At 66.3% G+C, this 12,541-nt stretch carries 12 protein-coding genes and 1 riboswitch; of the genes, 9 read left to right on the top strand and 3 right to left on the bottom strand.

Going from position 1 to position 12,541, the window contains the following annotated elements:
* From M529_RS48435 to M529_RS37735, 9 genes are all read left to right on the top strand, one after another.
* The coding region (locus M529_RS48435; RefSeq protein WP_031295067.1) for an SPOR domain-containing protein at nucleotides 1-963 on the top strand (963 nt) is incomplete at its 5' end.
* Between the two features lie 10 nt (nucleotides 964-973).
* Nucleotides 974-2,131: a deoxyguanosinetriphosphate triphosphohydrolase gene (locus tag M529_RS37770; RefSeq protein WP_021318471.1), complete on the top strand. Its 1,158-nt coding sequence runs from the start codon at nucleotides 974-976 to the stop codon at nucleotides 2,129-2,131.
* Between the two features lie 41 nt (nucleotides 2,132-2,172).
* Nucleotides 2,173-2,472: a hypothetical protein gene (locus M529_RS37765; RefSeq protein ID WP_021318470.1), complete on the top strand. Its 300-nt coding sequence runs from the start codon at nucleotides 2,173-2,175 to the stop codon at nucleotides 2,470-2,472.
* A 58-nt stretch (nucleotides 2,473-2,530) separates the two neighbouring features.
* A riboswitch (glycine riboswitch) is annotated at nucleotides 2,531-2,630 on the top strand.
* Between the two features lie 174 nt (nucleotides 2,631-2,804).
* The gene (gene gcvT, locus M529_RS37760; protein ID WP_021318469.1) at nucleotides 2,805-3,959 is read left to right on the top strand and encodes a glycine cleavage system aminomethyltransferase GcvT; all 1,155 of its coding nucleotides are present in this window, start codon (nucleotides 2,805-2,807) and stop codon (nucleotides 3,957-3,959) included.
* Between the two features lie 21 nt (nucleotides 3,960-3,980).
* On the top strand, nucleotides 3,981-4,352 hold the full coding sequence (gene gcvH, locus M529_RS37755; RefSeq protein ID WP_021318468.1) for a glycine cleavage system protein GcvH: 372 nt from the start codon (nucleotides 3,981-3,983) through the stop codon (nucleotides 4,350-4,352).
* A 44-nt stretch (nucleotides 4,353-4,396) separates the two neighbouring features.
* Nucleotides 4,397-5,755 carry an aminomethyl-transferring glycine dehydrogenase subunit GcvPA gene (gene gcvPA / locus M529_RS37750; protein WP_021318467.1) on the top strand — a complete coding sequence of 453 codons (1,359 nt, stop codon included), beginning with the start codon at nucleotides 4,397-4,399 and terminating at the stop codon, nucleotides 5,753-5,755.
* On the top strand, nucleotides 5,752-7,326 hold the full coding sequence (gene gcvPB, locus M529_RS37745) for an aminomethyl-transferring glycine dehydrogenase subunit GcvPB (protein ID WP_021318466.1): 1,575 nt from the start codon (nucleotides 5,752-5,754) through the stop codon (nucleotides 7,324-7,326). The genes gcvPA and gcvPB overlap by 4 nt, the downstream gene beginning before the upstream one ends.
* Nucleotides 7,323-7,961, top strand: a complete 639-nt coding sequence (locus M529_RS37740; protein ID WP_021318465.1) for a DUF938 domain-containing protein — start codon at nucleotides 7,323-7,325, stop codon at nucleotides 7,959-7,961. Before gcvPB ends, M529_RS37740 begins: the two co-directional genes overlap by 4 nt.
* 44 nt (nucleotides 7,962-8,005) lie before the next feature.
* A complete protein-coding gene (locus M529_RS37735) occupies nucleotides 8,006-8,881 on the top strand; it encodes a hypothetical protein (RefSeq protein WP_021318464.1) in 876 nt (291 codons plus the stop codon).
* Here the strand turns inward: M529_RS37735 and M529_RS37730 are convergent.
* The 3 genes from M529_RS37730 to M529_RS37720 all read right to left on the bottom strand — a co-directional run bounded on the left by M529_RS37730 (nucleotide 8,838) and on the right by M529_RS37720 (nucleotide 12,485).
* Nucleotides 8,838-10,829, bottom strand: coding sequence for an ATP-binding protein (locus M529_RS37730; RefSeq protein WP_021318463.1), 1,992 nt, complete (start codon nucleotides 10,827-10,829; stop codon nucleotides 8,838-8,840). The genes M529_RS37735 and M529_RS37730 overlap by 44 nt on opposite strands.
* A 113-nt stretch (nucleotides 10,830-10,942) precedes the next feature.
* Complete coding sequence (gene spt, locus M529_RS37725; RefSeq protein WP_021318462.1) at nucleotides 10,943-12,205, bottom strand: serine palmitoyltransferase; 1,263 nt, start codon at nucleotides 12,203-12,205, stop codon at nucleotides 10,943-10,945.
* Between the two features lie 37 nt (nucleotides 12,206-12,242).
* Nucleotides 12,243-12,485, bottom strand: a complete 243-nt coding sequence (locus M529_RS37720; protein WP_021318461.1) for an acyl carrier protein — start codon at nucleotides 12,483-12,485, stop codon at nucleotides 12,243-12,245.
* Nucleotides 12,486-12,541: the final 56 nt, after the last annotated feature.

Below are 12,541 nucleotides of genomic sequence, written 5' to 3'. Positions count from 1 at the left end.
GCGACAACGCCTGCGGCCGAGACGACTCCGCCGGCCCAACAGAGCGCAGCTGCCACGCCGCAGGGGACCAATGTGGCAGCGGCTCAGCTTTCCCCCGCCCAGGTTCCGCAACGGCCGACCCCGCCCCAATCCGCTCCGCCGCAGCCCTCGCCTTCGCAGCCGGTGCGCCAGGCCATGAACGAGGTGCAGGGGCCGCCGACACCGGGCTTCGAATCCGTCGACGGAACAGCGGCGCCGGCCTCTACCGCGCCCGCGCCAACTACCAGCCAGCCCGCAGTCGCGGCCCAGCTTAACGCCATCACCCTGGCGCGGGCTTCCGCGCCGCCGTCCACATCCTCATCGCCGCCGCCGCTCGCGCCGTCGGCGCCGCAGCCTGCTCCCACGACCGTTCAGCCGTTGCCGGCTCAGCAACCTCCCGCGCAGCAACCCCCGGCGCAGCAGCAGCAGCCCAATCCCGAAGCGACGCGCAGCCTGGCCGATATCATCCGCGCCATCGATGTGCCGGATGCGGAACGCCAGTCCACCGTTGCCGCCGTCGATCTGGCCGAAGTGGAGAGGATGCAGACCGCCCGCCGCGCCGAGCGACAGGCAGCCGCCGACAAGGCGAAGAAGGCGGCAGCTGCAAAGGCCAAGGCGGAAGCGGACGCCAAGGCGAAGAAGGAAGCGGAGGAAAAGGCGCGCCTCGCCGCCAATCCATCGCGCAACTGGCTGCAGATCGGCACGGGCGCGAACAAGAGCGCGCTTGCCTTCACTATGCGGAACCTCCGCAAGAAATATGCGGACATTGCGCCGCAGGATGCCTGGACCGCGAGTTGGGGGCGGACCAACCGCCTGCTGGTCGGCCCCTTCGCCAGCTTCACTCGCGCCAAATCGCTGGAGGAGAAGCTGAAGGCGGACGGCGCCGATGCCTTCGCCTGGCGGAGCGACGCGGGAGAGGTGGTCGAACGGCTGCCGGGCAAGTAAGGAGCGGCGCATGACGACGCTCGCCTCCTATGCCTGCCATCCCGCCCGCAGCCGTGGCCGCCTTCATGCCGAGCCGGGCGGCGAGCTGCGCGGCCCGCGCGACATCTTCCAGCGCGACCGCGACCGCATCATCCACTCAATCGCCTTCCGCCGCCTGCGTCACAAGACGCAGGTCTTCGTGTCACCCGACGGCGACCATTTCCGCGTCCGGCTGACCCACAGTCTGGAGGTCGCGCAGATCGGCCGCACCGCCGCGCGCACGCTTTGCCTCAACGAGGATCTGACCGAGGCGCTGTGCCTGGCGCATGACATCGGCCACCCGCCCTTCGGCCATGCGGGGGAGGATGCGCTGGAAGCCGCGCTCGACGATCATGGCGGCTTCGATCATAACGCGCATACGCTGCGCACGCTGATGCTGCTGGAATCGCCCTATCCGCGCTTCCGCGGCCTCAATCTCAGCTGGGAGATGCTGGAGGGGCTCGCCAAGCATAACGGGCCGGTCGACCGCCCGGGCTGGGCGATGCGGGAGGTCGATGCGCTGTTCCCGCTCGACCTTGCGAGCCACGCTTCGCTTGAGGCCCAGCTCGCGGCGCTGTCCGACGACATCGCCTATGACAATCACGACATTGACGACGGGCTGCGCGCCGGGTTGCTGACCCTGGACCAGCTGCTGTCCGTGCCCCTGGTCAGGCGGTGCTGGGACAGGGTGCGTGCCCGCTATCCCGACGTGCCGGAGGACCGGCTGCTGCGCGAACTGGTGCGCGAGCAGATCGGCGTCATGGCGACGGACCTGATCGAGACCACGCGGGCCAACATCGCCGTCTCGGGGGTGGAGACGGTGGAAGACGTCCGTTCTCTCGGCCGGCCTCTCGTCTGCTTCTCGCCCGAGCTGACGGCGCAGGAGCGTGAGCTCAAGCGCTTCATGTACGCCACGCTCTACCACCATCCCACGCAGCTTGCGGCGGCGGACCGGGCGCGGGTGATCGTGACCGACCTGTTCCGCGCCTATCATGCCCGCCCCGAACTGATGCCGGCCGAATGGCACGGCGAATGTGCGCTGGAGGAACCGCAGCGCAGCCGCCATGTCGCCGACTTCATTGCGGGGATGACCGACCGCTACGCCGAAAAGCGGCACGCGGAAATCCATGGCGCTCTGGCGATCGCCTGATTAGGCTTTTCGCGCATCTCCCGCGGCACAGGAACAACTTCATGCCCCTCCATCCTCAGGTCGCTGCCTTTGTGGCGCAGCTCGACGATCTTTCCGCCCTGCTCCGCGCCCAGGGCGACCGCCGCTGGTCCGACCGGATCGACCTGTGCCGCGCGCTGGTCGCTGACTCCAATTTCGCCGGGGTCGAGCGTTTCCTGGCCCTGTTCGAAGGGCCAGACAGCCTGGCCGACCTGCGCTTCGGCGATCCGGAAGCGGACGCCCGCCTCGCCGACTGTCTGTCCGCGGCGCGCAGCTTTGCCGAAAGGCTGGCGAGCGAGGAGCGGGACGCGAAGGGCGATTGACGCGGCGGCCCGATTGGGCAATGCGTGAAATCGTCTCCGGTTAAGAGGATTCGCGGCCGGGCATGATGCGGGAGAGCATGGTGCGCCTTTCAGGCGACGCTGTCGCCGAAGGAGCAACCGCCCCGGAATCTCTCAGGCCAAAGGACCGCATCATGGGCAGGCACTCTGGAAAGCGGACGCGTGCACGCGCCGTCCCACCGAAGGGGTAAGCCAGCCGGCCTCGTGCCGCTGGTCAAAGCTCTCAGGTTCCGTGACAGAGGGGGTGGCAGGCGCGATGGCCCGATTCGGGGCGGCGCGTCCTTGTCGCAACCCTCCACGTAAAAGGCTGCCCCATGACCGGCAAGGATGACGTCGCCACCCTGGAAGAAGAACTGCCGCTGGTCGAGCTGCCGCTCGATGCGTGGCACCGCGCGAAGGGTGCGCGCATGGTCGGCTTCGCTGGCTATCACATGCCCATCCAGTATGAAGGCATCATGGCCGAACACGCCTGGACCCGCGAGCATGCCGGCCTGTTCGACGTCAGCCATATGGGCCAGCTCGGCTTTTCCGGCGAGGGCGTGGACGAGGCGCTGGAAGTGCTGCTGCCGAGCGACATCAAGGGGCTGAAGCCCTTTCGCCAGCGCTATTCGATGCTGCTGGACGAGGAAGGCGGTATCCTCGACGACCTCATGGTCTCGCGCCTCGGCGACGGCGCGTTCGACGGCGCGGAAATCTACATGGTCGTGAATGGCGCGACCAAATATGACGACATCGGCTGGATGATCGAACATCTGCCCGACGAAGTCGTCATGAATCATATGGACGAGCAGGCGCTGCTTGCGCTTCAGGGCCCGGAAGCAGGCGATGCGATGGCGGCGCTGGTGCCCGGGACCGCCGAGCTGCTGTTCATGCAGTCGGGCCTCTTCACCTGGCGCGGCGTTCCGCTATGGATCAGCCGGTCGGGCTATACGGGGGAGGACGGGTTCGAAATCAGCGTGCCAGCGGACTCGGTGCAGCTTCTGGCCGACGCCCTGTGCGCCCTGCCGCAGGTGAAGCCGGTCGGCCTCGGCGCCCGCGATTCGCTGCGGCTGGAGGCAGGCCTGCCGCTCTATGGCCATGATCTCGACTCGCGTGTCAGCACCATCGGCGCGGACCTGGGCTTCGCGATCCAGAAGCGCCGGCGCGAGGAGGGTGGCTTCATCGGCCATGCCCGTGTTCTGAAGGAACTGGCCGATGGCCCCGGCACCAAGCGCGTGGGCCTGACCATCGAGGGCCGCCTGCCCGCCCGCGAGGGCGCCCAGATTTATTCCGGCGCGAACCTGGTTGGCGAAGTCACGTCCGGCGGCTTCGCGCCGACCGTCGGCGCGCCCATTGCCATGGGCTGGGTCAGCCTGCCGCATGCGGCGCTTGGCACGGCGCTTGAGATCGAGGTGAGGGGCAAGCGCATCGGTGCCACGGTGGCGCCGATGCCGTTCGTGCCGCACCGTTACCGCCGCGCGAAATCCTGAACGTCCGAGGGGAGAAGCAAGATGAGCCGTTATTTTACCGACGAGCATGAATGGATCGACGTTGCGGGCGAAATCGCCACCGTCGGCATTACCGACTATGCGCAGGAGCAGCTGGGCGACATCGTGTTCGTCGAGCTGCCGGCCGAAGGCGCGGTCTTCGAGAAGGGTGACGATGCCGCCGTGGTCGAATCCGTGAAGGCCGCGTCCGACGTCTATGCGCCGATTTCCGGCGAGGTGGTCGAGGCCAATGGCGCGCTCGAGGACGAGCCCGCCCTGGTGAACAGTGATCCGGAGGAGGACGGTTGGTTCTTCAAGCTGCGCGTCGCCGATGCCAGCGAGCTGGACGGCCTGATGGACGAAGCCGCCTACAAGAAGTTCGTCGCCTCCCTTTGATGCCTGATAACCCCTCCCTTTGCGGGGGAGGGGGGAGAAGAAGAATGCGCTACCTACCCCTTACCGACGGCGACCGGCAGGAGATGCTGTCCGTCATCGGCGCGTCCTCGATCGATGATCTGTTTGTCGACGTGCCGACGGAGGCTCGCCTGGCCGACAAGATCGCCGGTCTGCCCGACCATGCAAGCGAGTTGTCGGTTGAGCGCCACATGGCGGCGCTTGCCCGGAAGAACCTGTCGGCAGGGGAAGCGCCCTTCTTCCTCGGCGCGGGCGCGTACAAGCACCATGTTCCTGCCAGCGTCGATCATCTGATCCAGCGCGGCGAGTTTCTGACCGCCTACACGCCCTATCAGCCGGAAATCGCACAGGGCACGCTCCAGGTGCTGTTCGAATTCCAGACGCAGGTCGCGCGCCTGCTGGGCTGCGACGTCGCCAACGCTTCCATGTATGACGGCTCGACCGCCTGCTGGGAGGCGATCGGCATGGCGCGCCGCGTCACGAAGCGCGCCAAGGCGCTGCTGTCTTCCGGTCTCCACCCCCATTATGTGTCGGTCGCCAGGACCATGGCGAAGTTCACCGGCGACGCGCTGGTGTATGAGACTCCTAAGCTGGAAGCTGCGACCGACATCGACGCGCTGATCGCCGCGATCGACAAGGATACCAGCTGCGTCGTCGTCCAGTATCCCGACATCCTGGGCCGCATCGCAGACCTGACCCCGCTCGCCGACGCCGCCCATGAGGCGGGCGCGCTGCTGGTCGCGGTCGTGACGGAGCCGGTCGCGCTGGGCGCGATCCAGGCCCCGGGCCATATGGGCGCGGACATCGTCGTGGGCGAAGGCCAGTCGATCGGTGTCGGCCTGCAGTTCGGCGGGCCTTATCTGGGCCTCTTCGCCTGCAAGCAGAAATATGTTCGCCAGATGCCGGGGCGCCTGTGCGGCGAGACGTTCGACGCGGCGGGAAAGCGCGGCTTCGTGCTGACGCTCTCGACCCGCGAGCAGCATATCCGCCGCGAAAAGGCGACTTCCAACATCTGCACCAATTCCGGGCTGTGCGCGCTGGCGTTCAGCATCCACATGACCCTGCTGGGCGAGAAGGGCCTGCGTGAACTGGCTGGGCTCAATCATGCTATGGCAGTCGAGACTGCGGACAGGCTGGTGCAGGTACCGGGCGTGAAGCTCCTCAACGACAGCTTCTTCAACGAGTTCACGCTCATCCTGCCTAAGGATGCGCGCGAGGTCGTGCGCCGGCTGGCGGATCGGGGCGTGCTGGGCGGTGTATCGCTCGGCCGCCTGTTCCCCGATGCGCCGGAGATCGGAAAAGGCCTGGTCGTGGCGGTCACCGAAACCGTGACGCCGGAGGATGTCGAAGCCTTTGCCAAGGCGCTGGAGGAGGAATTGGCATGACCATGCTCAAGGAAGGCCGTCCCACCGCGCCCGAGCCCGTGAAGGAAGCGCATATGGCTCCCGCGACTGCCACTGGAAACCGTGCGCTGATGCTGGAAGAAGCGCTGATCTTCGAGATCGGCTCGGTTGACACCACCGGCGTCGATTTCCCGGACGCGCCGAAGGTGGAAAGCCGTCTCGGCGGCCTCGCCCGCACCGATGCCATCGGCCTGCCTGGCCTGTCGGAGCAGGAGACGGTGCGCCACTATACCCGCCTCAGCCGCCAGAACTATGCCATCGATCTCGGTCTTTTCCCGCTCGGCAGCTGCACGATGAAGCACAACCCGCGCCTCAACGAGAAGGTGGCGCGGATGCCCGGCTTCGCCGACATCCATCCGCTCCAGCCGCAGTCGACGGTGCAGGGTGCGCTCGGCGTGATCAACGAATTGGCCTTCTGGCTGATCGACCTCACCGGCATGCACGGCGTCGCCATGACGCCCAAGGCCGGCGCCCATGGCGAACTGTGCGGCCTGCTCTGCATCCGCGCCGCGCTGGAGGCGCGGGGCGACGCGCGCCAGGTCGTGCTGGTGCCCGAAAGCGCCCATGGCACCAACCCGGCGACGGCCGCCTTCTGCGGCTATCAGGTGGAGAATATTCCGGCGACGCCGGAGGGCCGCGTCGATCTCGCCGCGCTGGAGGCGCGCCTTGGCCCCGACGTGGCGGCGGTGATGATCACCAATCCCAACACCTGCGGCCTGTTCGAACGCGACATGAAGAAGATCGCCGATGCCGTCCATGCGGCGGGGGCCTTCGTCTATTGCGACGGCGCGAACTTCAACGCCATTGTCGGCCGCGTCCGTCCCGGCGACCTGGGCGTCGATGCCATGCACATCAACCTGCACAAGACCTTCTCCACCCCCCATGGTGGTGGCGGTCCCGGTTCCGGCCCGGTGGTGCTGTCGGAGGCGCTCTCGCCCTTCGGTCCGCTGCCCTATACCGCCCGCATGGCCGACGGCACGATTCACCTGATCGAGGAGGAGAATGTCGGTGAGGAAATGCCGCAGAGCTTCGGCCGCATGTCCGCCTTCCATGGCCAGATGGGCATGTTCACCCGTGCGCTGACCTATATCCTCAGCCACGGTGCCGACGGCCTGCGGCAGGTGGCGGAGGACGCTGTGCTGAACGCCAACTATGTGCTGCGCAGCCTGGAGGACGTGCTCGATGCGCCCTTCGGCGCCAGCGGCCCGTGCATGCATGAGGCGCTGTTCAGCGACAAGGGACTGGCCGAGGGCTTCACCACGCTCGACATCGCCAAGGGGCTGATCGACGAAGGCTTCCACCCGATGACCATGTATTTCCCGCTGGTCGTTCATGGCGCGATGCTGGTCGAACCGACCGAGACGGAGAGCAAGGCGGCGCTCGACCAGTTCATCCTGGCGCTTCGCAGCCTTGCCGAGCGTGCCCGTGCGGGTGACGAGGCGCTGAAGGGCGCCCCCTATCACGCTCCACGCCGTCGCCTCGACGAGACGCTCGCCGCGCGCAAGCCGGTACTGACCTGGAGCGAGCCGGAGCTGGCGCAGGCGGCGGAATGAGCGCCTGGGTTCCGGGCGAGGCGGACGCCGTGGCGGGAAAGCGCCATGCGCCCGCCACGCTGCGGAACAGGGACGCGATCGTCGCGGTTCTGAAGGACGCGCTGCCATCCTCCGGTCTCGTGCTGGAGGTGGCGAGCGGCAGCGGCGAGCATGCGGTGCATTTCGCCGCCGCCTTCCCCTCGCTACAGTGGCAACCCAGCGATCCTGACCCTGCGGCGCTCGCTTCGATTGCCGCCTGGACGCAGGAAGCCCGTTCCCCGAACGTGCGCGCGCCGCTTCACCTGGATGCAGCGGCACCCGCGTGGCCGATCGACCGGGCCGATGCCATCCTCTGCATCAACATGGTCCATATCAGCCCGTGGGACGCGACGCTCGGCCTGCTTGGCGGTGCGGGTGCCCTTCTCCCGGCGGGTGGCCTGCTCTATCTCTACGGGCCCTATCTGCGCGAAGGGGTGGAAACCGCGCCCAGCAATCTTGCCTTCGATGAATCGCTGAGGAGCCGCGACGCGCGCTGGGGCCTGCGCCGGATGGAGGATGTCGTGGCGGCGGCCGATGTTCAGGGGCTGACGCTGCAAGGGCTGGTGGAGATGCCCGCGAACAATCTCTCGCTGCTCTTCCGCAAAACCCGACCTTGATGGTCGCCTTCGACAAGTCGCGGCCGAACGGATAAGCGCTCATCATGCCCAGCCCGCTTCTTTCACTCGTGACGGCCGAGCTTTCCGCGCCGGCCGACCCGCGCGCCGCCGCGATGGCGCGTGCGCTCGCGGCAAAATATCCCCAGGCCGCCCGCGCTGTGCTGTTCTACGGTTCCTGCCTTCGGGAGAGGAACCTCGATGGACTGATGCTCGATTTCTACCTGATCGTCTCGGACTATGGGGCCGCCTATGGCAAGGGTTGGCTGGCGCGGGCCAATCGGCTGATCCCGCCCAATGTCTTTCCGTTCGAGCATGACGGGCTGATCGCCAAATATGCCGTGCTGTCGGAGGCTGACTTCGCCCGGCTCTGCGGACCGCAGGCGGACAATGTCTCGGTATGGGCGCGCTTTGCCCAGCCTTCGCGGTTGCTCTGGACCTCTGACGAGCAGGCGAGGGCAGGGGTGATCGCCGCCGTAGCACTGGCCGCGCCGACGCTCCTGTCCCTTGCGCGGCCCATGGCGAAGGGAGAGGACGTGCTGGCGCTCTGGCGCGCCGGTTTCACACTCACCTACAATGCCGAGTTGCGCGCGGAGCGGAAAGGACGGTCGCTGTCGATCGTCGATGCCGACCCGGAACGCTATCGCGGCTTCGGCGAGGCGGCCGTTGCTCAAGGCTTGCCGCCGTCCCCCCTCGATCCCCTCCGGCATTGGCGCAGGCTTCAGCGCCGGGGGAAGTGGCTCTCCATCGTTCGCCTTGCCAAGGCGAGCTTCACTTATGCGGGCGGGATCGATTATCTCGCCTGGAAGATCAACCGGCACGCAGGCACGGCAATCGAGATCCGGCCCTGGCAGCGGCGCTGGCCGCTGCTCGGCGCGCTCACTCTGCTGCCGCGGCTCTTCCTTCGGGGCTCGATTCGTTGAGCGCGGCAGTCAGCGCCGCAGACAGGCCCGCCAGCGTATAGGGCTTGCGCAGCACGATATGGTCCTCGAAATCGGGACTCTCGATTGTGTCGCCGGCATAGCCGGTGACGAACAGCACCGGCAGGTGCCGATGCGCCGCGGGCAGCGCCTTGATCATTTCCGGACCGGTCATGTCCGGCATCAGCACGTCGCTCAGGATCAGGCCGATATCGGCATTGTTGTGGAGCAGCTTCGCCGCCTTCGACGGATGATCGCAGGGGATGGGCAGGTGGCCCAGCTCCGCCAGCGCCGCCATGGTCTGGTTGAGCACGCGCGGATCGTCTTCCACCACCAGAATGCGCGTGGGTGGGTGCAGCGTCTGCTCGCGCTCCTGCATCGACGAAACGTCGGCTTCCTCCTCGCCCTCTGCCGTCCGGCGCGGCAGATAGATGTGCACGCTCGTGCCTTTTCCTGGTTCCGACTCGATCTGGATTTCGCCCTTGCTCTGCCGGACGAAGCCGAAGATCTGGCTGAGTCCGAGGCCCGTGCCCTTGCCCACCGGCTTGGTGGTGAAGAAGGGCTCGAACACGCGCGCGACCACTTCGGGAGTCATGCCGCAGCCGTCATCGGTGACGGTCAGCACGACATAATCGCCAGCCGCGCATTCGCCGATCTCGCCAGCGCTCAAGGACGCCCGGCCGGTGGAGATGGTCAGCGTTCCGCGCCCGTCCATCGCGTCGCGCGCATTGACGCAGAGGTTGAGGATGGCATTTTCCATCTGGTGCTGGTCGACGAAGATGCGCCAGCCCTTGGCCTCTTGCTCGAAGCGGACCCGGATCGCGTCGCCGATCGTGCGATCGATCAGGTCGGCCATGCCCGACACCAGCGAATCGGGGTCCGCGGCGCTCGGCAGCAGCGGCTCGGAGCGGGCGAAGGCGAGCAGCCGCCGCGTGAGCGCGGATGCGCGATTGGCTCCCTCCATCGCATTGTCGAGGTGACGGGACGCCTCTTCAGGCTTCAGCCGCAGCTTGCGCTTGGCAAGTTCCAGGCCGCCTACGACCACGGCAAGCATGTTGTTGAAGTCGTGCGCGATACCGCCGGTCAGCTGGCCCACCGCATCCATCTTGTGCATCTGGCGCAGATTTTCCTCGGCGGCAGCGCGTTCGGCAGACTCCTTTTGCAACTGATCATAGGCTTGGGACAGCTCGGCCGTACGGTCGCGAACGGCGGCATCCAGTCGGTCGGCACGTTCTGCTTCCGCCTCCGCCTGGTGACGGGCATTGCGCCGCTCGGTCCAGGCGGCGTTGGCAAGCCAGGCGACGAACAGCACGCAGACGAGCAGCGCCAGCCCCAGCAGCCGGGAGGTACGCGTCACCCAATCGTTGCGGTCCCCTGCGAGCGAAACGGCCAGGCTTCGTTCCCGCAGCCGGGCATTCTCCGCATCGATGACCAGCTTCAGCAGGCCGGTGATGCGGCGCAGGTCCTGCGATTTGCCCGCCTCGTGAAAGCGCGCCAGCGCCGTCATCTTCTGATCATAGGTGGTACGCAGGCCGATGTCGCTCAGCGTCTTGCCTCGGGCAACGAATGCCTGCCGCAGCGCGCGCACATTCGTCTCCTGCCAGCCGGAATTGCGCGTGGCATAGGTCAACGATTTGAGTTGGCTGGCGGCATAGCGCCACTGGTCCTGGAACAGCCGCCCCGTGTCGGGATCGAGGCTGATGACATAGCGCGCAAGCGTGACCTCGGCGCGCGCGGTCGTCGCTTCGAAACCGCGCGCCAGAGCGATTACCTCATAGCTTTGCTGCTGTTCCTGAAGCGCGCGCCGATGATCCGTCGATGCCTGGCTTGCGCTGTAGAGGAGGGCGCCGAGCGCGCCGACGATCAGGATGACCAGGAGTGGCGGCAGCAGGCCGCGAAGCCGCGACCGCCATTTGCCCCCCGTGCCGTTCGAGTGATCGCCGTCCGCCATCAGGCCACCTTTAGACGAACCGCGGCAAAGACGAAACAAGGCTGGTTAATGGTTCCGCGCGTTTCGTCGATTTATCGCGCAGGGAAACCGGGCCGGCGAAACCGCGGCCCCGATCAGCGGATCACGCCTACCGTACGCCCTGCGGCCGCGAATATGCCGATGATCTGCTCGACCTGCTCGTCGCTATGCTCCGCGCAGAGCGAGCAGCGCAGCAGGAAAGTACCGGCCGGGGTAGCGGGGGGACGCGCCATATTGACGTAGAGGCCCAGTTCCAGCAGCGCCTGCCACATCGCCACGGCCTGCGTCTGGTCGGTCAGGATCACGGCGATGATCGCCGATTGGGGTTCCTTGGTCCCCAGCGTGAAGCCGAGATCGGTCAGGCCCTGGTGCAGTCGCTGGCTATTCTTCCAGAGGTGCGCGCGCTTTTCCCCCGCAAGCATCAGCTTACGGATGCTGGTCGCGGCGGTGGCGACCACGCTGGGGGGCAGGCTGGCGGTGAAGACATAGGGGCGACAGACCAGCCGCAGCACTTCGAACTTGGGATGGTTGGAAACGCAAAAGCCGCCGACGGTGCCAACCGACTTGGAAAAGGTGCCGACCACGAAGTCGACGTCCTTCTCGACGCCCTGCTCCTCATAGACGCCCCGGCCGTTGGCGCCGAAAAATCCCATCCCATGGGCTTCGTCCACCAGGATCATGCAATTGGGGTGCTTGCGCACCGCGGCGATCATGTCCGGCAGCGGCGCAACGTCGCCCAGCATCGAATAGACGCCCTCCAGCACGACCAGTTTCTGCGCATCAGCGGGCAGGCGGCCAAGCCGCTTGTCCAGATCTTCGACACTGTTGTGACGAAACCGGACGATTTCCGCATCGCCCAGGAAGCAACCGTCATAGATGGAGGCATGGCTGTCTGCGTCGAGGATGACATAGTCGCCCTTGCCCGCCAGGGTGGAGATCATGCCGAGATTGGCCTGATAGCCGGTCGAAAAGACCATCGCGCCGGAGGTGCCGTAGAAGTCCTTGAGCGCTTCTTCTACTTCCTTGTGGCCCTGATAGGTGCCGTTGAGCACGCGGCTGCCGGTGGTGCCGGAGCCGAATTCGTCCAGCGCCCTCTTGCCCGCTGCGACAACATCCGGGTCAAAGGTCATGCCCATATAGTTGTAGGTGCCGAGCAGGATGGTCTCCTTGCCCTTGATGATGGCCAGCGTCGGCGACTTCACCTCATCCATCACAATGGCGAAGGGATCGCGCACGCCGGTCGCCAGTAGCGCCTCGCGCTCGGCGATCAATGCGTCGAACTTGGAAAACAGATCCCGTGCATTAGACATCTCCGCAGGCGTGCGGGCATCGTGCGCGGTGGCGGTGGCTTCAGTCATAAATCCAGTCCGTTCAGATCACGGAAAAAAAGGAAGCTCAGCCTCTCAGCTTCGCCACCGCATCGACCAGCTGGCCGACGGTCTCGATCTCGGCCTGCATGTTCATGGTGATGATGATGTCGAACTCGTCCTCAATGGCGGCGACGAAGTCCATCACGGTCAGGCTGTCCCACTCCAGATCGCCGGCGAAGGTGGTGGCCTCGCTCAGCTCCACGCCTTTCTTGTTGAAGGGCGCGATCTGCGCGGCGACACTGTCGAAAATCTGCTCGCGATCCGTCATATTCTTTTCATGTCCGTCAAAGGGCGACTTCTGCCGCGTTCCCCTGCTCTTTGGCA

This window comes from Sphingobium ummariense RL-3, from assembly GCF_000447205.1.
Classification (GTDB): domain Bacteria; phylum Pseudomonadota; class Alphaproteobacteria; order Sphingomonadales; family Sphingomonadaceae; genus Sphingobium; species Sphingobium ummariense.
This window is presented reverse-complemented; position numbering and strand designations above follow the sequence as displayed.

Excerpts from the sequence above, each read along its gene's own strand:
- gcvPB (WP_021318466.1), top strand. The coding sequence starts at position 5,752 with ATGACCATGCTCAAGGAAGGCCGTCCCACCGCGCCCGAGCCCGTGAAG.
- M529_RS37735 (WP_021318464.1), top strand. The coding sequence starts at position 8,006 with ATGCCCAGCCCGCTTCTTTCACTCGTGACGGCCGAGCTTTCCGCGCCG.
- gcvPA (WP_021318467.1), top strand. The coding sequence starts at position 4,397 with ATGCGCTACCTACCCCTTACCGACGGCGACCGGCAGGAGATGCTGTCC.
- M529_RS37765 (WP_021318470.1), top strand. The coding sequence starts at position 2,173 with ATGCCCCTCCATCCTCAGGTCGCTGCCTTTGTGGCGCAGCTCGACGAT.
- M529_RS37730 (WP_021318463.1), bottom strand. The coding sequence starts at position 10,829 with ATGGCGGACGGCGATCACTCGAACGGCACGGGGGGCAAATGGCGGTCG.
- gcvH (WP_021318468.1), top strand. The coding sequence starts at position 3,981 with ATGAGCCGTTATTTTACCGACGAGCATGAATGGATCGACGTTGCGGGC.
- M529_RS37770 (WP_021318471.1), top strand. The coding sequence starts at position 974 with ATGACGACGCTCGCCTCCTATGCCTGCCATCCCGCCCGCAGCCGTGGC.
- gcvT (WP_021318469.1), top strand. The coding sequence starts at position 2,805 with ATGACCGGCAAGGATGACGTCGCCACCCTGGAAGAAGAACTGCCGCTG.
- spt (WP_021318462.1), bottom strand. The coding sequence starts at position 12,205 with ATGACTGAAGCCACCGCCACCGCGCACGATGCCCGCACGCCTGCGGAG.
- M529_RS37720 (WP_021318461.1), bottom strand. The coding sequence starts at position 12,485 with ATGACGGATCGCGAGCAGATTTTCGACAGTGTCGCCGCGCAGATCGCG.
- M529_RS37740 (WP_021318465.1), top strand. The coding sequence starts at position 7,323 with ATGAGCGCCTGGGTTCCGGGCGAGGCGGACGCCGTGGCGGGAAAGCGC.